This window comes from Gammaproteobacteria bacterium, assembly GCA_035546635.1.
In the GTDB taxonomy this organism is placed as follows: domain Bacteria; phylum Pseudomonadota; class Gammaproteobacteria; order JAURND01; family JAURND01; genus DASZWJ01.
Map to the genome: position 1 here is coordinate 30,776 of DASZWJ010000017.1, position 22,338 is coordinate 53,113.

Consider the following 22,338-nt stretch of genomic DNA (forward strand, 5'->3'; position numbering starts at 1 on the left):
AAAATGATAGCGATAGTCAGAGTTCCTCAGGTGAGGTTGCGGCGGGTTTTTCACCATCTTGCAACCAGCATCGAAGGGATATCAGCTTACCTTTAAGTTGTACCATCTGCTTTGGATCCTGCGCCGTCAATCCGCTCTGACAGTTTGAAAGATGTAGGTAATGCGCGGTAAAATACATTACTACATACTCTCCAACTCGCCATTGCTGTTTAAGATTTTCCAGCATGACTAAATGTGAAGCATCCACAACACATTCCAGTTCAATATCATCAGCGGTACCTGAAAGCACTCTGATTTTGATTAGCGTTCCCTCTAGTGACTTCTTGCTGTCAATCCAGTAGCCATAACCGGATAGACAAAAAGTAAACTTATTCTCTTTCATATTTCCTCCTTTAAATAATCAAAGGGGGAATGCCCATACGGGGAATTCCCCCGTATGGGTGGTTTATTTATGCACAGTTTTGTGCAGGTTGTTGTTGCAGTGCTGATTGCAAATAATGCAACAAACTTTTAACAGAAGGCTCTGAATCCGCTGTTTCAATTGTCTGAGAAAAATCTTCAGTTGACTCAGTTTTTTCAGTTACCTTTTTACTCAAAAACTTAAGATCAGTCGCAAAAACCGCTGAACTAAAACGTTTCTGATTATCCTTATCTTGCCATTCAGAATGGCGTAATTCACCGGAAACATAAACGGTAGCTCCTTTAGATAAATGATCTGCCGCTATCTTTCCGAGTTTGTTTGAAAAATACACGGTATGCCACTGAGTCGCTTGTTGAGCTTCTCCTTTGTCATTGGTGTATTTTTTAGTTGTCGCTAAAGAAATTCGGACAAAAACGCCACTTTTTGAGGCTTTTAACACCTCAGGGGCTTTGCCTAAATTGCCAATGAGCATAACTTGATTAAGTGAAGTCATGATGCTTTCTCCTGTCTGAGCTGAAAAAACCCACAGGAAGAAAACGCACCTGCCCTAAAGGGAAGATAAGTTCTCCCCATATGGGTAGGTTTAAAAAATCACGGCGCGCGCAACAATACCTGCTTGTGACAAAATGCACAAAATGGAATTGTGTTGCTTGCAGTGAAGGTGGAAAGTGAATTAACCACAGTCTGCTAGGGACTGTGATACTGCAAAGAAATGCAGAAGTGATAAAAACCGCTTTGCTAGTACAAAACGATAAAGTTGCTTTGAATGAATACCCATCAACTACTTTAGGTATAACGCAAATCCCAGGATATGGGTGACCAGAGGCTTTCATTGCGAATGGTTCTGGTGGACACTGCAGTTTAAAGTCGTGCAGTGGGCGACTTATGGCGGCAATAATATCATAATAGGCTGTAAAAACAATATCTTTGCAGAGGGTCGAATTGTTGGTTTTCTCTCATTATTGAATAATATCAGTGGTTTCACTGATACCATAAACCATGTGATTACTCCATTGATCACTATGAAAAGGAACTCATCACAGTTATGGCGATCATTGCCAGCTGAATTGTCCGTGCCATGTTTCTCTTAGAGTCATTGATTGGCATATTCGCATTAATAGGCGTGGTCAGTATGGTAAAAAATATATGCCAAGCTGAAAGATTTGAAGGAGCTAAAAAGTGGGTATATCTAGCATGTGGCTGGGGCATGATTATATGGGGCATTGGTTTTTTTGAAATCGGAGGTGACTGGTTTTTAACGTTGCAAGGAACTAGTCTGCCACTTTTCCAGGCTGATGCTGCACGATATATATCTATGCTGTTAACCACTTTTATTTATTTAAAATTTAGCTACAATGCTCCCGAGGCCGCACCATAAATCATTTTGTCATGAGCTTGGGTAAACCATCAGGTGTTCTGACATAGACCACCTCACAAACTTGCGCGAAACAAGTCCATTACCGTAGCAAAAAAATTCTTCATTAACCCAAAATTCCTCTAACTTCAATGTTTGTTCATATTTTTTTATGGAATTCAAAGGTATTTATCTTGCTAGAAAATAAGGATGCGGTAAAAAAATTTTCTTACTTTTACATCTTACGAAAGCTCTTTTTCAGTGCTTCGGGAATATTATCAGTTTTCTCAGATAGTCTTGCCGGCTTGTAGTTAGGGTTTGCATGCGTGATTTCACCTTTCGCATTAACTATTCCCATAACATCCTCTCTACTAATACCACCTATTACATTTACTTCTCGTTTTGATGAACCTCCCATGGTATCGAGATCTATACCGTTTGAACTCCGCAAATTAATTTTATAAAGATAACCTCGTCCCGCAGTAAAGCCCATATATCCAACAGCGCCTCTTGTATAATTTAAAGCTATACGAATATCTTTAGAGGTGCTAACACCAATATGACCCGAGCCGGTTAAAGGGATATAGTATCTAACATCATTCATTTTTTGAGTATCCTTAAAACCATTTTGAAATACATAGCTGGGGTGCTCAGGTGTTCCGCGATAAACAATGCCTGTGTAAAATTTAATATGATGTTTACTCAATTTATTCCATTTATCATCATTAGGAAATTCTTTCTGCAACTCATCTATCAAATAATTACGAAAAGAGTGCTCGTTATTTTTTAGTTTTTCTTCATCTTTTAACCACTTTATCATTATTTGTTCGCTATTTTCGCTCTTTTCGTCCTCTAACTCTTGTTTAAATTCTGCCAATGCAGGATACAAGGTAAATTTATGCCGAAAATGTGAAAATAATGTCATTTGAAAACCAGGACGACTATCTTGACTCTTATATCTTTCGAATGCTTTTTCCCAAACGTCTTTGTATATATTTGTACTTTTAGAACTAGGTTGGTATTTTCTGTCTTTTTCAAAATCTTCCTGCTTTCGCTGATCATTTATCTCCTTCATTCTTTCTATTAAACTCATATATGGCCTCTCTTGACTAGTTTTTATTTATATCACTAGGTTTTAATAAAACCCTAAATACGCAAAAGTAGCTGACGCTTTTTTTATTACGCGCCCTTAAGTCACTGAAGCATTAAATAAGGAAATTTAATGACATTCAAAATAAAGTATATAGAGTAAAATAATTTTTAGAAGCTTGTGTTTGCAAAATGATTGTTTCTATTTGTGAACAGTCGCGCTGAAATTGAACTTGATTATTAAGCTGCATATTTACGAGGCAGGTAAAATCAATAAGCACAGAAATGATACTTGGTCAGAATGTCTTGATGGCCATTGACTGGATAATCTAGCAACCTTTTCGTGGGCACACTGAAGACAGATGAAGTGTATAATCAATGCTTTATTTGTCTTTAGTGTGTCCGAAAATTGGTAGTAAGATCAGAAATAAATAATGCTAAACTCGCGGGTTTTAATTTGAGGCAACGCGAGAGTATTGTTTAGATAAAGAGCGTACACCTGTGGATTTGTGCACGAGTCCTGCGGACCAGCGGAAACCCTGCGGGACGCGTGAATAAACCGTGGACAACATGACGTTGCCCACCGTTTACTCACACTTTTCCGCTTCTCGTACACAAGCTCCACAGGTTCAAGGCAACAATTTTTATTTCCTATTTAAAAAAATTTTCACTCAAAAAATGTTTATCCCAAATACAATCCACCGCCAAACAATCATTTCTTAGTTTTTTATATTCAGTTCTATATTTCGCCGACCCGAAAACTATTAATCTCGCCCCAAGCCTTGTATGGCTTGCAAGTTATATGACTTGCAGCCCTATTTTAAATAACATAAAATAACGATCTTATTTGTTAAACGTTATTTTATGTTATTTATCATCAAACTCGAGGACTCTCTCATGCGCCAGGAACTCATCACGTATGATTTATTTTGCCAAGCCACCCAAAAAATGCAGGAACAGGGTGAAAAAATCTCAGTTCGCACCATCCATAGCCATATCGGCGGCTCTTTCGCCAAGCTAGCCGGATTCCTGAAACGTTGGCGGGCAGAACAAGCCCATGCCCAATCCCTGATAGACCACGAGCTATCTACCAACTTGAAACAAGCCATATTGGCGGAGATAGGCAAGGCCGTCGCAGAAACAAAATCCAAACTAGAGGCACAAATTGCGCAAGATGGAGAGCAGCTTGATGAAGCCCATGAAGCACTTGCGCGGCAAGAAAAAACATTGGAGGAATATGAGCAGCAAATAAACGCACTCCAGCAACAAGTTGGCGTAATGCAACAAATACAATCACAGCATGTTGCAAGAATTGCGCTGCTAGAAAGAAAATTAGAAGAATCCATACAACAGCATCACGAAATAGACAAAAAAGCGGTGATTGCCGAAACACGCTGTCTGGAGCTTGAAAAACAACTATTTAGGCAAGAAAAAGACACTGCACAGAAAAATAAGTCGAAAGATAAAAAAAGCGCAATTTCAAGCGCAGCCAGTATATAACCTAACTTTTCAGCACATTAGCTGAAATTATTCTATTTTTCTAAATAGCTCTGCCAAAGCGGGCGTGGCAAAAAAACAAACCGGATTTTCTTTTGCAAAACGGCTGCTGAAATATCGCCCATGTCTGTTTTTGCCCGCTGCGCTATTTGATTATTTTCTAACACATCTTTTCGAGTTATACCATGATAGTGCCAGCGTCGTGCCAAGCCAAACAACATACGAATTTTCGGCATTAAGCGCGCGGGTAATTTATCTCGATCAAGCAATATTCCCATTTGTTTTAAACTGTATGCTTGACGTAAGGTATAGTCAAGATCAGCAATTAAGCGCGCACCCATATAACTGAAGGGCGTGTAAAAACGCAATGCCTTTTTGTGGAATTGGGTATTTGAAAATACCGGCACTTCAAATCCCCTCACCTGAGTTAATTGTTGGGCGCAATAAGACTCTATCTTCTGGATATCCTTATGCATCGCCAGGATGGCATCATACGTTTTCAATAAATAACTCTCTGCATAAGGATCATCTTTGCGAGCAGCGAAACAGAGGTTGCGCATCAATTCAGCGAATTGTAACAAGCCCATTTCCTGATATTTCCAAGTGCCATCAAATAAGGAATACGCACTTTTGGTATGAATGGTCAAACACACATCACCTGTCAAATGAAATTTTTTTTCTAATTCATGAGTTGGTTGTTCTGTGGTTGTTATCGTCATTTCTTCAAATTTTTCAACGGACATGGCTAGTCTCCAATGAATGTAGGGTCAGGAACAAAATCCTCTCGAATGGGTAAGGATTTCAAGGTTTCGTTTAAATAGGCTTCAGCGATAACAACACCTTCCAAGATATCGCGACGCTCAAAATGGATAGAACAATATTTCACCGTATTGACTGACTTTATAGCACCCATGTCAGCTAATTGAGCTAGCAATGCAGTCACAGGCGCATAACGCTGATGACTGTTGCAGAAGGCTTGTAGCCAATCATTGCCTACAAACAAACCCTCGGGTAAACGTAGTAAATAAACTGAAGATGACTTGCCCTCATCCGTCATTATTTTTTCCGTTAGCCAATTAATAAAGCATTCTAAAATATTTTCTTTTGGGATGTGCTCTGACGTTTTTAGAAAGGAATCAATCTGGGTTGCGATTGGAGGCGTTACTTGTTGACTGCCAAGCGGATAAGTTATAGCGCTTGCCGCTTGAGCTATTAGATCAAGTAATATATTTTGGAATGTCGTTGCATTCTCTTGGATCGCATTTTGCCAGCTGCCATACACATTAGGATGACTGGCTAACCAGCGTAGCCCTACTGAGGGGATGATTTTACCAATCAGTATACCCAGGCATATATTGCTATCAGTTATCATCGGGTTAGCTGCTGGAGCGGTAATTTTGTAATAGGTTGCGGGTTCGAACAAATTACCCGCCGCAACTGACCACAACCCTAATTGTTCGCTGGTATTGCGATACAGGGTAACAGTACGATCATGCTGCAAACGCAAAATCTCTTTGAACAGGCAACTGCTGAATAAAGCATAGGTCCATAAGGGTTCCTGCTCTGCAATAGTTTCGCTTTCAGAATGTGTTGGTAACATTCGACCACGACGTAACTGGAGTGCTGTTATTGCTAACTCTAACTGTCGTATTAAAAGACTAAACGGTGTTGGTTGCTCTACAGCAAAGGGCATAGCTTGGCAAAATTCCATAAAACGATACAGCGTGGCCAAATATAGTTCCTGATAAATATCACGAGGTGCACTAATCAGGCTTTTCAACTGTGTCAAATGGGTCTGTAATATAGGTTGCCTGGCGATAATTTCTCCTGATTGGCACGGTAACAAAGTGTTTAATATATTTTCCATAGAAACTCCTTAGGCTGCTTTAGCAAACTGTTGATATTGCTCGCACATACAACGCAACATATTGTCCAGGTCAGCTGGAACTTCTATAGTTGCCAATTGTTGCGGTAGTGGCATACGTAATTTGTAGAGTTTGCCACCTTCCAGCAAGCAGAATGCTTGCCCTTTGGGAAGATTTAATATGTCATTTTGTTCAATCAAACGCTGCTCACTGTGAGTAAGCCGGTCTTCATTGGCCGAGCGGAAAAATATACCTTCCTCGCCATGCGCAGTATCACTACTACTGGAAGCAGGTATTGTTCGCAGGATGGGTACTTTGGGTAATTGTTCCAACAGCATCTCTACCGTGCGCGCCTCCTTACATCGAAACATAATGACCGTGCCTAAATTACCGGCAACTTGTCCCGCTTTAGCGGCGGCTTTTAAGCGAGCTTCGACGTCTGACCAGGTTTGGGTATAAGTCACTGCCGTAAAACCAGCGCCTCGTCCTTTATTTAATAAAGGGATAAATTCATCACCAATAATTTCATTAAATTCGTCCGCATGAACACAGACACGCGGCAAATCCCGCTTTTGACTGGCGGTTTTATAAAATCCATCATGCAACCCATATTTGTATAACCGACCGGCCACTGACACTAAATCAGCAAATAGCGCATTCCCTACAGCAGTAGATACCTCCCGGTCAGTCAGCGCATCCAAACCGACATAGACAATTTGCTGGTTACGGATGACTTGCAACCAATCCAAGATGGGGCGCGAATCGTTGGTATCTGTATAATTGGGGGATAATAATTCTGCCACCTTTCCGGTGGTGAGTTTTTTTAATAATGGACCTAATGAAGCAGTAATTTTACTGAAATACTCTTTATCATATTTGCAAGCATGGTATAGGTCATCAAATATGGGGTTGTTAAACAAACTATTTGTCTGCACGTAAGCAATCAATGCCTGTAAACGAGAAACTTGTTTTTTGTCCGTTGTATTCTCCTGGATATAAGAACTGAGCCAAGTTTCTAGCTGGCTATCGAGGGATGGCAGCCAGAAATTTAAATATTTCTCCAGCAGCAAATCCATTTTAGTGATATAAAATTTCATTTTCTGGTAATCAGGTTTCTCACCCATGGATACTAATGCCAATGCCATGGAGTTGATAAATTGCCAACCAAAATCTTTAAATGCTGCTGAATCACCGGAACTGGGAAGCTGATTAGAAATTCGATTGGCGACCTCTGTTACGCGAGTAAAATTACCTACTGGGTTATAACGCGCTGATATCTGCGGAAAACCTAGATGTAAGATCAGTAAATCCTGTTCTCGACCTGCCAACTTTGCTTCGGTATAAACCCGTTTAAGTAAATCTGCATCTCCTTTGGGGTCTATGACTATAACAACATCTCCGCGCTGGATATCCTGACTGATGAGTATTTCGGCAAGGCGGGTTTTACCCATACCGGGTAACCCGATCACCACCATATGGCTGGCGCGATCAGCCAGGTTGATGGCTATGTCTTCTTCATGCTCAGAGACACCATGAATGCAGGGTTGCCCTCCGATGTCGGGATAAGGTCTAAAAGGATTCCAAACAGAGTCTTTTGCCAGGCATTTGGCCAATGCGTTAAATAAGGGTTTATGTTCCCAATGCAATTCTTTTTGCCGCGCCCAGCGCTTATGCCTAGAGGGATTTTTATAATGTAGGTTATATTGCAGGTCTAAATCACGCAGACGCTGAGTGTGCGTAGTTGTCCACAAAAAGCCTTTGCCTAAAAATAACTTGTGGTTACTTACTGGAATTTGTTTGGAATTGATACGATAAGTAGGCATACGTTTTAAATTACAGTGGTAAGAGAATACTCGGTAGCCTTGTTTAAAACGCCATAGACCTATGGCAAATAAAGCGACAGCGATGCCATGCGCGATAGCGGGCGATACTAAAAATGTATTTGGACAGGAAAAAAGCAGTAAAATAATAATTAATATAGCTAAGGTGCTGCACCACTCCAAGGGAGGACGCAATAAAGCTTCTAGCGGTTTATGCATAGACATCAGTGACCCTCCAGTGTATGAATCAGGGTCAGGAATAGATTTTCACAGACAACCAGCTCAAATATCACTAGCCAAAGGGTTATTTTTAGGCGCTGATTGAGCCAAAACATAGTTTTTTCTGGCTTCCAATAATGTTGTTTAGCCCGGTAACGAATAAAACGCGGCCAAGTACAGAAAATAGTCAAAATCAGTAGCCAACGCAAGCAAATGAAAAATAGTTTATTTTGTGAGATAATTTGGTTTAAATTCTGTAGATAGTGAGGGTGGCTGATACTGATCCAAACGAATGGAGCAATAGCCAGCAACATTATTACCAACCAGAAGAAAAATCGCGAAAAGCTTTTTTTAAAAACTGTAAATAAGTACATTTTGTTCTCCATGAGGAAATTCATCATGAAAAAGGAAGCTACCAAAACTCAACGTTCTGAAGCTGTTATGTTTCTATTAATCATCCTGAAAATATTGGCTGCCGTTATTACTGTGGTATTGGGAAGCCTTAGCAATCAACGTGTGTCGAAACCCAAAACCAGCTATGATCGCTTGATGGATCTTGCAAAAATTGATCCTAATGTAATAAACCAAAATCGATCAGAGAATCACTAGTTCTTCTTTTCATTAAACGGATTTACTTTATTCCACACAAATTTTCCGCCATCTTTTATCAATTTAGCGCCCTTCATGGCAGAGTCTTCGGCAGGTTTCATTAGGCCGTCAAAAGCAACTGTCACTAAATTGCCAACAGCAACCCCCATACTCCCCATAAAACTAAACCAGAAAAGCGGAGCAATAATGATTAACGTTCCAGTAATCATATCTACTAAAGAAGCATTAGGAGACTGATGCGAAAACCAACTATCCCCATACAGTGCATTCATCAATGCTGTATCTGTCCAACTCACCAAATGCCAAATAAAACTCCAGAAGATCAGTGAAAAAATTATCACCGCTCCCGAAATAAAACTCCCAGGCTTATACCCAGTAAATACCAAAGCTAACGGCAAAAACGCATACACCATTAACAACAATAAAGCCTGAATAATCGGAGCTGCCTGCGCTGCTGCATACAATTTAGGGTAAGTATCCAATTGCTGAAACCACTCACCCAATCCAGCAGCTAAATGAGAATACCCAATATCACCTACGGTATCGTTGGCTTTGTCATATCCTGTGTTGTTAAACAAAATTTGCTTTAATACATCATCTTTAGTTTTGTCACTAACCAATTCTGGAGCAAAATCTGACCAATATTTCGCACTCATAAGATTGATTAAGCGCAGTCTCAATCCATTTTGAGGATCATTCCACCATTGGTCGCAAGTCGGTGTGCCATATGCAGGAGGATTATCTTCATTGGTATCAGCATTAATGTCTTGATTGGCATCATAGGCAAATCCCGGCACCGGTTGGGATGCTTTGAGATTTTGATAGTACGTCTGGTCAAATCCATGTGAACCTGCCCATTCTGTATCATCGCTGCCGTATGTGGATTGATTGGAGTTAATGACTGAAATTGTGTCAGCATTCGTATGCGTGTCTGCTAAATATTGCGTGCGCGCTGGAATAAAGCAGTCTTGCTCAAATTGTGCGACTTCATGTTTTAACTGGGGATCGGTTATTCGCGCCATATCGGCTTGGGTCACCATACTGCGTAAATCAGGCACACAGGAAACTATGGTATTGGCACCAGAAGTGATTCCTTCCGATAGCGCTACCACGGCGTACCACCATATCGGCACGCGTATTTCTTCTGTTGGCACAGAAAATGCAGAATCGTAAGTCGTGCCGGTATTACCAGGATGCACAGTTTCATTTTGACCATCGACAGGACAAAGCGGTGTATAAGATACTAAAGATGGATTTAGTAAAAACGCAGGGGAAACCCCGAAGAAAATAAATAACAATGTGCCAATAAAATCCACTTCCATCCGCCGAAGTGAGGTACTACCCGCATCTTTAGTTTCTTGAGAGGTATAAGGCTGCGCCATATTTCTAAGTAATATGCCGATAAACGGTAAATACGCCAAACCCGATTGCGATAATAAATCCCATATCTGATCGTATAAATTCCAGCCTAACAGCATAGTGTAAAGTTCAGGATAAGATTGCACACCGATACTCATGGTTTAACTCCTGACTTACTTGGGATTGCTGCATTTTCTATCACAGTTTGTGGTTGATTGACTTTACCAACATCAAAAGCTTGTTGTTGTTGAGAGTTAGCGTAATTGACAAGATTAGATAAGGTATCGGACATCATTTGTCTGCGTACTTGTGCTGAAAAAGTAATGGACTGAATGTTTTTATCTAAGTTGGCACTGGCCTGTTTTAATAATTTTTGTGCGGGTTCGTTAGTAGCAACGACTGGCACCTGGCTTCCAGTTTGTAGTAAATCTCTTGCCGTAAGTGCCTTATCCATCAGACGTTGCGCAGCTACTTCTTGTGCTAATTTATTGACAAAGATTCCTTGTTGGCTGGAATCCATGCCTTTTAATGTGGTAATAATTTGTGGACTGATGACTAAGTTATCTGCGGAAACAGCAGTTAGGTTATCTTTAGTAGCAGCAGTGGTGCCTGTTACTAAATTCTGTAATTTGCTGCGCAAGGTATCAACGCAGTCATTGTTATTTTGTCCATTGCAGACTGTAGCCCATGGTAATAATCCTCTACCGGCCAAGCCACTTTGAGCACTTTTGCAGCTGTTATCATTGCAGGTGGTAACAACTTGATCTCCCAATACATTAGTAATCCAATTGACTGCATCCTGCGGTGAAGCAAACTGATTAGCCAAACCACTGTTAGCAGGCGCTGCCGCGTCCGATGTGAGATCTCGGTTCAGCATGGCGTTGTACCCGGCTTTTACAGTATCAGCGATAACATGGATGGGAGGTTGCGATTGACCACCTGCACGCAAAGTGCCATCGCTGGCACTTTTTCCTTGTACCCAGGCCACACCATCATCACCAGCATGTTCGGTAATATCAGAATTGGCGGTGTTAATGTCTTCATCGCCTGTGGCGGTTAGAGATAGATGTTGTTTCCACATATCTCCGATGGAGAGAGTGCCCCAATCTTGATAGGGGTTTTTACCTTGAGCAATCTGATTTTTTACTGCTTGACAGGATTTCAATGAGGCATCAATTTGGGTATGGGCACTGACTAGTGCATTATTCAATAGATTATAGAGCGTCGGATTAGCCTGGGCTAAAAAGTACATGGGCATCTCAGCGATACTGCCGGTCGCGCTGCTAATCAAACTTTGTTCTAAATTATTGACGTTGTCTTGTAAATTATTCAGGGTATTTTGGATTGACAATGCTGGATTGAACATGCCGCATTGATTGCCCAATCCTAAATCGGCTCCTGCCATTAAGTTGATAGTAGACGTATCTAATACCGGTGGTAACGCATAATCACTGCCGCCACCAATTTTGTAATACAACACATTATTGTTGTTGCCTGTTGGAATAATAGGAGAGGCAAAAACAGAGGTGGTGAGTGACAAATACAAACCTATCAGAATGAGTTTGTACCCGTTTTTAAAATTAAGGGTTGTCATCATAAATTTTTCCTCAGTTCACCACGATCTTGCCAATATATTTCCCATCAGTTTGAATACAGCCTTGATAATGCCGCCACAAAACCCAGACGTAGCCACCGTGAGTGTTTTGTTCAAAATTTTCACCATAGTTACTGGATTTACCAAATACTTGGCAGCTAGATTGCTGAATGGGATATACCAATTGAAATTGTGTGTTATCACTGTCTTCTTGAATGACTGCTGCATCGCATTCCTGGCCACAATGGGTGGGAAGCGATTGATAAACATGTGCCCAAGAATTTTGTGCTGTGAGTAAATTACTGGCGCGTTGGACTATGACAGCAGCAGCTTTGGCATCGTTAGTAGTTTCAACTTTGCCTTCAAAGGGGAAAGCACCACCCCAGTTAATGGCGCTGGCATTACTGCCAACATAATGAGTCGTATCCTCAATCACAGCATCGGCTTGTTCTGGTTCTGCCTGTGGGGAAAACCCACGCCAAAGGGCGCTATCAAGCATCGATTGAAAATAGGGTTTTAACGGGATGGCAGTCGAAGGTAATAATGCAGGTGTGCTAGGCAACACGGTTAATGCAGGATTTCCAATCACATCCACTTCTTTAAAATACACATTTTGTTGTAAGGGGTTTTCAAATCCATGTTGGCCACCGCCGGCTTTGGTGTGCGCTATGGCTGAAATAATTTCTTTTTCTGCAATTTCTCCCGCCTGGTCTAATGTTTCATTAATTTCTAACCAGGGATTACCGCCATTTTTATCGGTGGGTGGATTAAAACTACTGACGACCAGATCAGGTAAAAAGTGTGCGACATAAGGTGTGGTGACCGTAATGCCTGTATCCGTTAACCAGTAACAGACGCCTTTTACTTGGTAATGCAAGCATTGTGGCAATGCAGCCAAAGTGCTTTCTGTGATTAACACCGTGTTCGTACTGCCTGCCAAAGCATTCATTGAACTAAGTAAGATGAGTGAGAGCCAAAGAGATCTAAACATCATGATAGACCTCCAGCGTTTGTGACATCCTCTGTTCTGCTTGATACTGTATGACTTCAAGCTCAGTTAAGTTTAAGTCTTGCATTAACTGCCGGCGTTGGTGTTTTTCATATTGCTCGGTGGCTGCCATAACCAAATAGAGTGGTGGCGGTACATTGCGAAACAGCCCTTGCATTTTCGGGCTTAACAAAACCCCTTCGGTATATTTGCCCTTTTCTTTGCGCGCCGATAAAAACAGTGTGCGTTGTTCTGGTGTCAACACCTTAAAAAGTTCTATTTGATTGATTTCATCAGGAGGAACGGCCAAACACATCCAGGTTTCAAACATCGGTAGCATTTTGCGCGCTTCTTCAGCAAAATCTTTGACGTTTTGTGTGGCTATCCAGATCCACCAACCTAACTTACGACCCATCTTTGTTCCACGTGTTTCCAAAGCGGCCAGTAACGGCAATTTGCTGAAGATGTGGTTTTCATCCAAGACTGAAATTAATGGACGTTTGGTATATTGATTAGCTTCAGCCAAAGTCTGGATTTTGCTGAACACACCGCAAAAGGCGATGGAGCGTTGGGCTTCGTAGCCTTCTTGGGCAAATAACCCAAAATCCACGACGGTGATATCGGCAGTTGGCCAGGGATTGCCAAGGGTATTAAAAAATTCACTGGACACCGGATCGCGGATAAAATAACGCAGGCTATCAGCCATCTCCCTACCGCGACGGATTTTATCGGCATCGCGATGCGGGTCTAATTGTTGAGTTAGTGCCTCAAAAGCTCCAACAATATCGCTGGCGATCATTTGTGTTTTATTGGCTGCTTTGGCAGTTTCTGCTGCTAGAATAATAGCGTCCATAATCAACATGCGATCGCTTCTTCTAATGCGATCTTCTTCTTTTTTCTCACCACCGGTAATCATAACCAGGGCGGCTAACACCATGTCTCCTAAAATATCTCGGCTTTCCTCGTCAATTTCATGTGCTGGGTTTTCAGGAACACTTTTTGCTAATTCTTTGGCGATTCTTTCATCAGCTTTAGCTAGCCATTGCTCGCGTTGAGTTTTTTCCAGGGCAGCAATTTGATCGAGGACTTTTAATCCGTCGGCAAACGGATTAAGGGATATAGGATTTTTGGGGTCAATTTTGACTTTATGGACTTGTAAACCTAAGCTTTGGCAATAATCTGCCAATAAATCAAAAGAACCTCCGGCATCAATGATAAAAAAGCGTGGATTGTAGAGCGCCAAATTATGCATGATGAGGAAATTTAAGGTATTGGATTTACCGGTACCCGTTTCACCTAATAGTAAAAAATGGGCATTTTTAGTGCGATCAGCAATAATATCGTAAAACCACGGTTCACCACCGCGGTTGAACATCAACATCCCCGGGTTTTCCGTCCCACAGCTTCTACCATAGACTGGCAATAACTTAGCTATATCACTTAGCAAGAGATAACGTGAACGATAAGTATTTTTCTTATCGAAATGAAAGTCATAGCTCATCGGTAGATAACGCAAATAAGCATCCACCGGATGTAGCTCATCATCGGTAATGACTTTAAAACCATTGCTGTTGAGCAACACTTCTGTGTGCGCCTCACGTTCCTGCAGTTGGTCGTAATTATCACCTTGTATGTAAACGGCCATCACAGTTGGCAACAGGTAATCACCATTAGCAATCGCCTGTTGGGCTTCTTCGATTTCACCTTTGACTTTCATCGCCAAGGCATGTCTGCCCACGGCGCTGTCATGAATCAATTTCAGATGTAGTTCTACTTCGCTTTGTGCTTGGAATACGATGCTGAGGGAAAATATACTACCTTCTGGCAAGTGGTCGATGAGATTGAAGACTTTGTCATCGGTGCCTCTTTTACGTTCTGCGGTGATATGCCCAATGACGGGTTCGCTGCTTAAATTTTGTATGGTGATGACTTTGTGCGGGCGACCGTCGAACAACCAACCTTCGTTATGCGATTCTGGGGCAGAAAAAAATAATTGTTCTGATAAATCCCAGCCAAAAGGCTTCTCTTGATCTTGGGGGAAGGTGATCTGTGACAATAAGGCATTCACGTCACCTGCGGTTTGTTTGGGTTGCGGATTAAACCATGGCATTAACCAGTGGTAAAAAGCTTCTCCCGTCAAGCGTTTTACGCCTAAACCACAGGCACGCCATTGTTCTGCAAGTTTGCGGGAGATATGTTGAATGGCTTCTAAGTGAGTGCGGCGTTGATTTTTATCACTAGATGTATTATTGCGGCGATACAGCACTGCATACACTTTAAGACGACCGCCACGGAAGATCTGTTGCGTCACCTGTTGGTCGAAAAATACCCCACCAGGGCGAGTGATGTATTCGATGTGTTTCTGCAGGGTTTGTAAATGCGCTTTGACTAAAGGTTCATTGTGTCGCTCAGCCGGAATAGCTTGTTTTATTTTCTCTATAACGAGAGATAAATTTTGTTCGCGCTGTACAAAGAGCTGTAATATCCATGGATTAGCTTTTTCGCAAGGAATCGCATTTTGCAGCGCATCTTGTAAGGATTTAGCAATAGCTTCCAGCATCGCTTGAGGGCGTGCTTCACAAGCCAACGGTGTAATACGAAAACCTACGGCCAAGCTTTGATTATCTTCCAATAAAAATACTTTATGTCTTTCATTATAATCACGCCATGGCAGGTAGCTGGCTATAGATGGCCGCTTTTGATAGCCACGTGCAATATCACTGTTTTTAACAACAGGCGGCGATGTAGCTATAGATTTTTTGCCTAAAAATCCTAACATAATTATTCTCTGGTTGTTTCTTGTGGTAACTGATAGTGATCGCGGGAGTAAGCATTAAACACCGTGGTATAGCCTGGAATCGGGATCTCAGATTCACCCGCTAAGTGCGGATAAACGTACATTTTTAATTCTGGGTTTGGCAGTTTATGAAAAGTATTATTGCTTACTCCGAGATGGGTTTTTAATCCAGCACTTCGGGTTTGTGCTTTAGCCGTACTACGAATGTCCGGTAACGCATCTTCGCCGCTACTATTTGAGCTATTCATCTTGGTTGGCGAGGGTGTTACGGGTGAGGTCGCGTTTTTCGGCTGTGCCACACCCATGCTGTCATACACCTGTGCCATGGTTGGACCCGTTTGTGGCACGACATTGCCGCGCATATTGCTACACCCAACCAAACTACTAATCGAGGTGGCGAGAAATACTAGAATCATTAGAATGCGCATAAACAATTTTTCTCCCTACAGGGTCATAATCAATTTGGATTTCTTTGGCGAAATTCACCACAATCATTTGGGGTAGACCATCTTCTTTTACCGTTGGTACAAATACCGCATCAAAGGAGTTTTCTTCGCGATCATGCCACCATTGCATCACTTGACCGGCGGCATTGCTCATCGCTTGACCTGCAACAAAAGCACTTTGAGAGCCAGTGACTGAGGAGCTATTGCCACCAATGGTATTGGTATTGGATGTGGTTTGAGATTGCGCATACGCATTAGCTGCGCCTTGCGCCGCTCCTAAAGCCACATTAACCCCCAAATAGGTAGGTGCATTGGTGATTAATTTGCCGCGGATAGCTGGGTTGCCGCGTTCATCAGATAAATAACCCAACGCATTTTCTTTAGTGAAATGACCAATGTCATTATCATTGGAGGTCGTGGTTGAGATAGTGCCATCGGCAAATACAAAAGTAAGAGAAGTAACCCAGCCTCGCGTACTCACTAAATTTAAGTCTCCTTCGGTATAACCACTGACTATCATTTGTCTTAAATTAGGCACGCGCAAACCGTTAGCAGCTAACGTGTTATCGGAAAACACAATCTTAAAAGGATACGGATCAGTGACTACACCCTTCACTGGGATCCGGCCCACCAATGGCGTCATTAAACGATCTTCAACGGCAGTGGCATTGGGGGGTATGGTATAAAACGGTATCGGTGGTGGTTTTTTGTTACTATTAGCTTCGCTATTGCTTTTTTCTTTTTCTCGTTCACGCCGTGCCCGTTCTTTGGGATCAGTCAAAGTATCAGCTAATTCCGGTATCGTGGTGATCGGTTGTGGTAGATTCTCGGAAGCTACAGGATATTGACTATTTTTTACCGTACCGAGTTTTTGCATCTGATCTTTAAGTTCAGCCACCTGCTGTGATAAATCGCCAGCTGTTTTATCTTTTTTGTTTTGCAGTTTCGCCAATAATTGCTGATTCTGTTGTTGTAGTGTTTCATTGTTTTTGACTACAGAGTTGACTTGTTGTTGTGTTGCGGATAGCTGTGCCGTTAACGTGTCTAACGATTCAGCGGCACTATCCTGTGAAGCGGTAGTGTTTTTGCCATTTTTATGGATGGCAGGCAGCAAAGGTTTTTTGTCGTGATGCGTGATAGAGAAAATAACGACTATCAACAACAAAATGAGGGTGGGTATCGCGATAAATTTTAATAAGCCATTGGTTTTATGCGCTGCCATGACAGACTCCCAACACATCGCTAAATGGCTTGGTAGAAATTAACAACAAGGTGGTGCTGTCATCGGGTTTTTGACCTGCAGGTTTCAAATGCGTGCGCGGATAGAGCGTGGCTGCTTGCCAATCGCCACAGAGGTCGCGAGCTGTTAAGGTGGTGTCATGCGGATATTTATTGCGCAGCTCGATTGCTGTTACATATAACCCATTTAGCAGCCAAGAAGCTTCCGGGTGTGCTAACACTTTATCGCCGTAGACTAAATCCGTTACCCAAGAAGTGGTATGCATCGGCGTCCGGGTAAATTCCAGATCCTGGTTGATTAAGCGTTGTGGGGCATACAACTGTTGCCAAGCAAAACGCAGAGCATTGACATAATCATCAGCTGAGACTGTTTGATTACTGTTGATTGTTGCATTGTTTAATGGGTTATTATTTTGAGGTTTCGCAACTGCTATGGAGGTTGATTTTGTATTTTTAGGCAATGAAATCGTACGGGTATTGGGAGAGGCTTGGTTGTCCGTTGCGACATCCAATAAAATAATTTGCTGTGAATTTTTAAGCGTTACAAACAAGCGCGTCTTAGCAAAAGCTTGATGAGCAGTTAAATATAGGTTTTGGTCATTATTGATGATACGCAGTTGATCGGTGGTTAAACTGCCGTTTAAATCTACCTGAACCGGCTCAGGAAAGATTAAGCGCTTTTCTTTTTCCACCGGTATGGCAACAAAAATCGGATCACCTTTCCAAATCAGCGGCGCATTGTCATCATCCGTGGGTAAATATTGTTGCAGCTTTTGTATTTGGCTATCAGACAAAGGTAGAGAGGTCATAGAAAGCGCGGATAGTACGACACTCATTGCTAACAGACTTATCAATAACCGTTTCATCTGTTCTCTCCTATATGTAAGTCTTTAAGCGTTGTGGGGCAGCGACGAATCCGCTAATAGCTAAGCCATAAGGATTGATGCTATTGGAAACATCGTGCCGGATGACTTTTAACGGATATAAAATTTCGACATCCTTAACTAACTGATTATTTTTGTATTCCATCAATCGCACTTTGAGATCAACCTCCCAGCTATCACCACTTAATTTTTTGACGGAAGCCACATCAAAAGCACTGCCTGATTTACCTTGCAAGAAGCGTTGCCGCTGAATTTGTCCGCTGGTTAATAAATCCTTACTCTCTTCCAAAAGCTCGGCTTGAAATTCAGGCGTTAAATAAGCTGCAAAAGTATGCAAATTTTTCTGATAATTTTTACTGCCATCTTCCGGCCAGTAATTCAGCTCTTGCCAGATTTCATAAGTAAAACTGTAAATTAACGGTGCTGGGATCTCGCTGACCTTGATAGTGGCACCGTTAGAAATATCCGGTGGAATATAAACTCGTAACCGAGAAGGGGCTGTCATCCAACCCACACTAATTAATGCACATAGCAGAACCAAAACAATAATGAAGCGACTTTGCACATGAATCACTGCTCTATCACGATCTTCTTTTTTCCAGGCATTAAATAGCTTCACAGTTCTCTCCTAACGGACCAGCGACCAATCCGAGTGACAAGCCGAGTTTTCCAGAAGAAATTTAACATTGAGGTACCCAGCTTTTTAAAAAATAACTGCTGATAGTAACCATATGGCTTGCCATATTTAAGCCGTTGTAGTCGGCCTAATAAGAAGCGTGTCGCATGGACTAATGACAGCAAAGTTAATGCCCAACCGATAGAGGCATAGCCAATAAAGATCCAGGTCAACAAGGAAAATATCAATCCTCCCAACACCAGATATGCGCCGCTCACTATCAATAGCTCAAATAAAGTGCAATCCTTATAAATGGGCATTTTATGATTGATATGGTTGAGCAGCATCGTGTTAAATCTCATTAATTGTTAGTAATGATCTGATAACCGGCATACAGTAATCCTGCCCCTATTGCAGCAGCTGCTAGCCCCACCGCAGCGTGCTTAAAGAAATGACCTAAATCCTGTCTCTCCTGTGCCGTGTGATAAGCTTTAAAAGTACCAAATGCCGCACCGGCTACGATCATTGCTCCCAGCGCTATTAAGGCGTAACTCAAAGTTTTATAGGTAAGAGCGCCCCCAACATCAATCCAGTCGCTGGTATCATTTGCGATGTCGCCATCTGGCGGTTTGGGTAGCTCTGCTAAACAGGGCAAGGTAGTCAAAAAAACTCCTGCCATTAAGAAACTATTTTTTATTTTTGATAAACTGCGTTTAAACATAAATTGCTCCTAAAAATCTAAGGGATAAATACTAATGCCACAGCAATGGCGACAATAAATAAAATCCGTAACAATTGGCGGTGTGCGTCATACATATCGACATCGTGATGTCGAAAATGATGGATTTTGCTGTATACACAGGCCGCCGCCCAAAAAAATACTAGCGTTAATAAAATACTACGTACCGTTAAGCTGAGATCACTGACTGAAACACCGGCAGCAACTTGAAAGGCTTCTATGGCGCTCGATGCAGTGGTCATGAATGGCTTTCCGGTGATACGTTGTTTTTATCTAAATAATCTCCGCGAATCGCATCTAACGCCCTTGGCTCGACCGGTGTTTGATCCAGCTTTTGACGTATGCCAGCTTTAATCGTTTTAATATCTTCTAGTAACCCGTTGTGTAACTGACCTTTGCTATCGCGCCAAGCTGTATAGTGGAATTGCATACGTACATTTTGGGGCTGCTCACGTTCTGCGGCTAAAACCAGTGGTGTCATGGCATCTAGTTGATTGACCAATTGCACCAAATAACTACGTTCTTGATCTTCTGGTTGGGGTGAAGCAAAAACCTGAGTCATCACACCACACAGCATCAGTACTAGCATTTGCTTGATTCTTTTCACCTTCCACCTCATACGTATTTCTTAAAAGATTTAGCACCTAGCTGTGTTATCAAGCCTAGAATTAATGCCGATGGCACCAGGAACCATTGTGGGGCAATCGGCCAAGGCCACAGCAAATACATCAATAGCGGCATAAAAAACCAAAAATGACTACCTCTTTTAATTTCGTGAAATAACAAAGTACTCTCACGTGCACCTTGAAATTTACGGATATCACGCTGTACCAGACCATCGACCATCCCTAATCCCAAGCACAAAATAAAAAGCGGTAATGCCAATATAAATAAAAAAACCCTGGTCAAAATGATGCTGGTTACACCCCAGAGCAAAGGAACTATCTCGCTATGGATGGTTTGCCATGCCGGTTTCAGAGATTTTTTTAATGGCTGTAATTTCTGCATTTCCTGCTGCAAATAGCTGATTTTCTGCTTTAATTTTGTTTTTTTAGTGATCCAATGCCGCAATTGCTGCAAACGCATATAATCATTTTCACCCCTCAACAGCGTATGTTGCTTCAAAAAATAAATATTGCTATCTACAATGGCATGTATTGCGGGATAACCGGTTTCATTTTTATGAACTACGCGGTTAATACCAAAACCAATCAGCAACACTAACCAGGCAAATACACTCATTAAAATCAGATGCACCACTAGGGATAACAACAGACTCAGTAAGCCACGACGTTTGCGCTGGGTTTTTTCTGGGGCTTTACTAGCCGCCATTACAGATCCCAGACCGAAACTACTTGTGACTGTCCGTCTCTTACCAGCAACAAATAGGGTGGCTTTAAATCAACAGTGTTATTTTTTAAACGTCCATCATCCTGATTGAGTGTGATGCGTCCGCTTCCCACTAAATTAGCCGGTATATTATTGAGTGCTGCCCAATGGCGAATGGCGTTATCGTCAAGGTTGCCTCTGCAATAAATATCCAGACTGACCTTGTTGTTAGCTCGCAGTAATCCCAACACTTTGGGTAGTATCGCTAAATCTAATCCTTGCTGAATATTTTCAAACAAGGCCAATCGATCACCAGGTTGTAAAATTGCATTCTTACTTTTACTGTTAGCACTCACTGGATTAAATGCCGATTTATCAAAATCTTTAATGATCGGTTCATCAGGATATAAGCGACGCATGGCAATAAACACTGCATTATTGAAAGCCAACTCTCGCTCTACTTTGTCATGTTCTTGGCGAGCCACAATTTCAGCAAAGTGACGTTGCGCTTCTGGACTATCAGCGCGCATACCTAAAACGGCGGGTGGTGTCATATGTGCATACCAGAGACCATCAGTGCCTTGCATCCATCGTTTATATTGGTTCCACTCCGACTCGCTTAATCCCCAATCTTGTGCAGTGCCTATCGTGGTATTTTGGTTTTCTGAACTCTCGACCCGGGTTGATTGCTCTTGGGTATTTTCTACATTCTCTGCTTGAATGGAGCTCCAACTTAGTAAAAAAATAAGCATTCCTGCGCAGAGACAAAATAGCCTTTCATAGGTTTTCATGCGGTTTGCTCTGAAAGTGTTATTTTCACGTATTGACCCTGAGCATTGGTTAATTCAACGGTTTGGGTGTCGTAATCGGCACTCATAATTTTCCACGTAGCTAATGAGTCACCAATCCCCAAGGGAATGATGTGATGGTTATAATCAACGGAGATAAACGGTTGCTCTGAAATCACATCTAATGACAACACATGAAAGGGTAGTTTTTTAGCATCGATATATTTTTTATTGGTAAATTGGGCGGCGAAGGTCTGAGAGAGATCACCCAAATCGCTCTGCATGTCAGATAATTGCACGGATAGTTTTTGTACTTCAGTGCTTTTTGCTGTGTTGGCGATTTCTTTTTCCAGGTCAGTTAACTCTGTGTCTAAACGCACCAGAGTAGTCTTCAATTCTCCAGGTTTCGATGAAAGTGAGGAAAGCTGTTGTACTTGACTATGTAAGTCATTTAGTTCACTTAATATCTGCAGATTGCGCTTTGTAGTAATGCCAGCTGCTTGTCCAGCGTTATGATATTGGTGCATCACAGATACTAAGGTAAAAAAAGAAAGCAAAACGCTCACCAACAGCAAACAAGTCAGGCCAAAATTTTTAATTGCATCATAGTCAGACCCGCATTTATCTTTTAGCAGCTGGCTAAGTGATTTCAATTTACCCGAATCTTTAGCTTCAATATTCATAT

General features: G+C 41.8%; 25 protein-coding genes. 3 read left to right on the forward strand and 22 right to left on the reverse strand.

Translation table 11 applies throughout. The annotated features are described in order from the left end of the window. Positions 1-16 precede the first annotated feature (16 nt). The gene (locus VHE99_02935) at positions 17-382 is read right to left on the reverse strand and encodes a hypothetical protein (protein HVV67981.1); all 366 of its coding nucleotides are present in this window, start codon (positions 380-382) and stop codon (positions 17-19) included. A 67-nt stretch (positions 383-449) separates the two neighbouring features. After that, entirely contained in the window at positions 450-914 is a 465-nt protein-coding gene (gene ssb, locus VHE99_02940; GenBank protein HVV67982.1) for a single-stranded DNA-binding protein, read from the reverse strand. 585 nt (positions 915-1,499) lie between these two features. Between ssb and VHE99_02945 the strand changes: the two genes are divergently transcribed. Then, positions 1,500-1,799: a DUF2165 family protein gene (locus VHE99_02945; protein HVV67983.1), complete on the forward strand. Its 300-nt coding sequence runs from the start codon at positions 1,500-1,502 to the stop codon at positions 1,797-1,799. Positions 1,800-2,010: 211 nt separating this feature from the next. On the opposite strand, the gene VHE99_02950 is transcribed toward VHE99_02945, so the two are convergent. Further along, complete coding sequence (locus VHE99_02950) at positions 2,011-2,868, reverse strand: hypothetical protein (protein ID HVV67984.1); 858 nt, start codon at positions 2,866-2,868, stop codon at positions 2,011-2,013. Positions 2,869-3,761: 893 nt separating this feature from the next. On the opposite strand from VHE99_02950, the gene VHE99_02955 reads away from it, so the two are divergent. Next, the gene (locus VHE99_02955; GenBank protein HVV67985.1) at positions 3,762-4,364 is read left to right on the forward strand and encodes a DNA-binding protein; all 603 of its coding nucleotides are present in this window, start codon (positions 3,762-3,764) and stop codon (positions 4,362-4,364) included. 32 nt (positions 4,365-4,396) lie between these two features. Here the strand turns inward: VHE99_02955 and VHE99_02960 are convergent, their stop codons facing one another. The 4 genes from VHE99_02960 to VHE99_02975 are packed head-to-tail and all read right to left on the reverse strand — an operon-like array spanning position 4,397 to position 8,639. Beyond that, entirely contained in the window at positions 4,397-5,104 is a 708-nt protein-coding gene (locus VHE99_02960; GenBank protein HVV67986.1) for an AcaB family transcriptional regulator, read from the reverse strand. A gap of 2 nt (positions 5,105-5,106) precedes the next feature. Further along, positions 5,107-6,228, reverse strand: coding sequence for a TraI domain-containing protein (locus VHE99_02965; GenBank protein HVV67987.1), 1,122 nt, complete (start codon positions 6,226-6,228; stop codon positions 5,107-5,109). A 9-nt stretch (positions 6,229-6,237) separates the two neighbouring features. Further along, positions 6,238-8,271, reverse strand: a complete 2,034-nt coding sequence (gene traD, locus VHE99_02970; GenBank protein ID HVV67988.1) for a type IV conjugative transfer system coupling protein TraD — start codon at positions 8,269-8,271, stop codon at positions 6,238-6,240. Further along, positions 8,271-8,639, reverse strand: coding sequence for a hypothetical protein (locus VHE99_02975; protein HVV67989.1), 369 nt, complete (start codon positions 8,637-8,639; stop codon positions 8,271-8,273). The genes traD and VHE99_02975 overlap by 1 nt, the downstream gene beginning before the upstream one ends. A gap of 25 nt (positions 8,640-8,664) precedes the next feature. On the opposite strand from VHE99_02975, the gene VHE99_02980 reads away from it, so the two are divergent. Continuing rightward, positions 8,665-8,874, forward strand: a complete 210-nt coding sequence (locus VHE99_02980; protein HVV67990.1) for a hypothetical protein — start codon at positions 8,665-8,667, stop codon at positions 8,872-8,874. Here VHE99_02980 and VHE99_02985 read toward each other — a convergent pair. Genes VHE99_02985 through VHE99_03055 form a run of 15 tightly spaced genes read right to left on the reverse strand, consistent with a single transcriptional unit; the run spans position 8,871 to position 22,336 of the window. After that, positions 8,871-10,391 carry a conjugal transfer protein TraG N-terminal domain-containing protein gene (locus tag VHE99_02985; GenBank protein ID HVV67991.1) on the reverse strand — a complete coding sequence of 507 codons (1,521 nt, stop codon included), beginning with the start codon at positions 10,389-10,391 and terminating at the stop codon, positions 8,871-8,873. The genes VHE99_02980 and VHE99_02985 overlap by 4 nt on opposite strands. Further along, positions 10,388-11,830 carry an integrating conjugative element protein gene (locus VHE99_02990; protein HVV67992.1) on the reverse strand — a complete coding sequence of 481 codons (1,443 nt, stop codon included), beginning with the start codon at positions 11,828-11,830 and terminating at the stop codon, positions 10,388-10,390. Before VHE99_02990 ends, VHE99_02985 begins: the two co-directional genes overlap by 4 nt. A gap of 10 nt (positions 11,831-11,840) precedes the next feature. Next, complete coding sequence (locus tag VHE99_02995) at positions 11,841-12,821, reverse strand: TIGR03756 family integrating conjugative element protein (protein HVV67993.1); 981 nt, start codon at positions 12,819-12,821, stop codon at positions 11,841-11,843. Beyond that, complete coding sequence (locus VHE99_03000; protein HVV67994.1) at positions 12,811-15,594, reverse strand: conjugative transfer ATPase; 2,784 nt, start codon at positions 15,592-15,594, stop codon at positions 12,811-12,813. Before VHE99_03000 ends, VHE99_02995 begins: the two co-directional genes overlap by 11 nt. Before the next feature lie 2 nt (positions 15,595-15,596). Continuing rightward, on the reverse strand, positions 15,597-16,040 hold the full coding sequence (locus VHE99_03005; GenBank protein HVV67995.1) for a TIGR03751 family conjugal transfer lipoprotein: 444 nt from the start codon (positions 16,038-16,040) through the stop codon (positions 15,597-15,599). Then, positions 15,997-17,280, reverse strand: a complete 1,284-nt coding sequence (locus VHE99_03010) for a TIGR03752 family integrating conjugative element protein (GenBank protein HVV67996.1) — start codon at positions 17,278-17,280, stop codon at positions 15,997-15,999. The genes VHE99_03005 and VHE99_03010 overlap by 44 nt, the downstream gene beginning before the upstream one ends. After that, positions 17,267-18,163 carry a TIGR03749 family integrating conjugative element protein gene (locus tag VHE99_03015; GenBank protein ID HVV67997.1) on the reverse strand — a complete coding sequence of 299 codons (897 nt, stop codon included), beginning with the start codon at positions 18,161-18,163 and terminating at the stop codon, positions 17,267-17,269. Before VHE99_03015 ends, VHE99_03010 begins: the two co-directional genes overlap by 14 nt. A 10-nt stretch (positions 18,164-18,173) precedes the next feature. Beyond that, the gene (locus tag VHE99_03020; protein ID HVV67998.1) at positions 18,174-18,800 is read right to left on the reverse strand and encodes a TIGR03746 family integrating conjugative element protein; all 627 of its coding nucleotides are present in this window, start codon (positions 18,798-18,800) and stop codon (positions 18,174-18,176) included. Next, positions 18,797-19,144 carry a DUF3487 family protein gene (locus VHE99_03025; protein HVV67999.1) on the reverse strand — a complete coding sequence of 116 codons (348 nt, stop codon included), beginning with the start codon at positions 19,142-19,144 and terminating at the stop codon, positions 18,797-18,799. The genes VHE99_03020 and VHE99_03025 overlap by 4 nt, the downstream gene beginning before the upstream one ends. A gap of 14 nt (positions 19,145-19,158) precedes the next feature. Continuing rightward, the gene (locus VHE99_03030; protein HVV68000.1) at positions 19,159-19,518 is read right to left on the reverse strand and encodes a hypothetical protein; all 360 of its coding nucleotides are present in this window, start codon (positions 19,516-19,518) and stop codon (positions 19,159-19,161) included. A 17-nt stretch (positions 19,519-19,535) separates the two neighbouring features. Next, complete coding sequence (locus tag VHE99_03035) at positions 19,536-19,778, reverse strand: DUF3262 family protein (GenBank protein HVV68001.1); 243 nt, start codon at positions 19,776-19,778, stop codon at positions 19,536-19,538. Next, entirely contained in the window at positions 19,775-20,143 is a 369-nt protein-coding gene (locus VHE99_03040; protein HVV68002.1) for an RAQPRD family integrative conjugative element protein, read from the reverse strand. The genes VHE99_03035 and VHE99_03040 overlap by 4 nt, the downstream gene beginning before the upstream one ends. A gap of 8 nt (positions 20,144-20,151) precedes the next feature. Next, positions 20,152-20,868: a DUF4400 domain-containing protein gene (locus VHE99_03045; GenBank protein HVV68003.1), complete on the reverse strand. Its 717-nt coding sequence runs from the start codon at positions 20,866-20,868 to the stop codon at positions 20,152-20,154. After that, positions 20,868-21,656 (reverse strand): TIGR03759 family integrating conjugative element protein, encoded by a 789-nt coding sequence (locus VHE99_03050; protein HVV68004.1) that lies wholly within the window; start codon positions 21,654-21,656, stop codon positions 20,868-20,870. Before VHE99_03050 ends, VHE99_03045 begins: the two co-directional genes overlap by 1 nt. After that, complete coding sequence (locus tag VHE99_03055; GenBank protein HVV68005.1) at positions 21,653-22,336, reverse strand: hypothetical protein; 684 nt, start codon at positions 22,334-22,336, stop codon at positions 21,653-21,655. The genes VHE99_03050 and VHE99_03055 overlap by 4 nt, the downstream gene beginning before the upstream one ends. Positions 22,337-22,338: the final 2 nt, after the last annotated feature.

Excerpts from the sequence above, each read along its gene's own strand:
- VHE99_02935 (HVV67981.1), bottom strand. The coding sequence starts at position 382 with ATGAAAGAGAATAAGTTTACTTTTTGTCTATCCGGTTATGGCTACTGG.
- ssb (HVV67982.1), bottom strand. The coding sequence starts at position 914 with ATGACTTCACTTAATCAAGTTATGCTCATTGGCAATTTAGGCAAAGCC.
- VHE99_02945 (HVV67983.1), top strand. The coding sequence starts at position 1,500 with ATGTTTCTCTTAGAGTCATTGATTGGCATATTCGCATTAATAGGCGTG.
- VHE99_02950 (HVV67984.1), bottom strand. The coding sequence starts at position 2,868 with ATGAGTTTAATAGAAAGAATGAAGGAGATAAATGATCAGCGAAAGCAG.
- VHE99_02955 (HVV67985.1), top strand. The coding sequence starts at position 3,762 with ATGCGCCAGGAACTCATCACGTATGATTTATTTTGCCAAGCCACCCAA.
- VHE99_02960 (HVV67986.1), bottom strand. The coding sequence starts at position 5,104 with ATGTCCGTTGAAAAATTTGAAGAAATGACGATAACAACCACAGAACAA.
- VHE99_02965 (HVV67987.1), bottom strand. The coding sequence starts at position 6,228 with ATGGAAAATATATTAAACACTTTGTTACCGTGCCAATCAGGAGAAATT.
- traD (HVV67988.1), bottom strand. The coding sequence starts at position 8,271 with ATGTCTATGCATAAACCGCTAGAAGCTTTATTGCGTCCTCCCTTGGAG.
- VHE99_02975 (HVV67989.1), bottom strand. The coding sequence starts at position 8,639 with ATGTACTTATTTACAGTTTTTAAAAAAAGCTTTTCGCGATTTTTCTTC.
- VHE99_02980 (HVV67990.1), top strand. The coding sequence starts at position 8,665 with ATGAAAAAGGAAGCTACCAAAACTCAACGTTCTGAAGCTGTTATGTTT.
- VHE99_02985 (HVV67991.1), bottom strand. The coding sequence starts at position 10,391 with ATGAGTATCGGTGTGCAATCTTATCCTGAACTTTACACTATGCTGTTA.
- VHE99_02990 (HVV67992.1), bottom strand. The coding sequence starts at position 11,830 with ATGATGACAACCCTTAATTTTAAAAACGGGTACAAACTCATTCTGATA.
- VHE99_02995 (HVV67993.1), bottom strand. The coding sequence starts at position 12,821 with ATGATGTTTAGATCTCTTTGGCTCTCACTCATCTTACTTAGTTCAATG.
- VHE99_03000 (HVV67994.1), bottom strand. The coding sequence starts at position 15,594 with ATGTTAGGATTTTTAGGCAAAAAATCTATAGCTACATCGCCGCCTGTT.
- VHE99_03005 (HVV67995.1), bottom strand. The coding sequence starts at position 16,040 with ATGCGCATTCTAATGATTCTAGTATTTCTCGCCACCTCGATTAGTAGT.
- VHE99_03010 (HVV67996.1), bottom strand. The coding sequence starts at position 17,280 with ATGGCAGCGCATAAAACCAATGGCTTATTAAAATTTATCGCGATACCC.
- VHE99_03015 (HVV67997.1), bottom strand. The coding sequence starts at position 18,163 with ATGAAACGGTTATTGATAAGTCTGTTAGCAATGAGTGTCGTACTATCC.
- VHE99_03025 (HVV67999.1), bottom strand. The coding sequence starts at position 19,144 with ATGCTGCTCAACCATATCAATCATAAAATGCCCATTTATAAGGATTGC.
- VHE99_03030 (HVV68000.1), bottom strand. The coding sequence starts at position 19,518 with ATGTTTAAACGCAGTTTATCAAAAATAAAAAATAGTTTCTTAATGGCA.
- VHE99_03035 (HVV68001.1), bottom strand. The coding sequence starts at position 19,778 with ATGACCACTGCATCGAGCGCCATAGAAGCCTTTCAAGTTGCTGCCGGT.
- VHE99_03045 (HVV68003.1), bottom strand. The coding sequence starts at position 20,868 with ATGGCGGCTAGTAAAGCCCCAGAAAAAACCCAGCGCAAACGTCGTGGC.
- VHE99_03050 (HVV68004.1), bottom strand. The coding sequence starts at position 21,656 with ATGAAAACCTATGAAAGGCTATTTTGTCTCTGCGCAGGAATGCTTATT.
- VHE99_03055 (HVV68005.1), bottom strand. The coding sequence starts at position 22,336 with ATGAATATTGAAGCTAAAGATTCGGGTAAATTGAAATCACTTAGCCAG.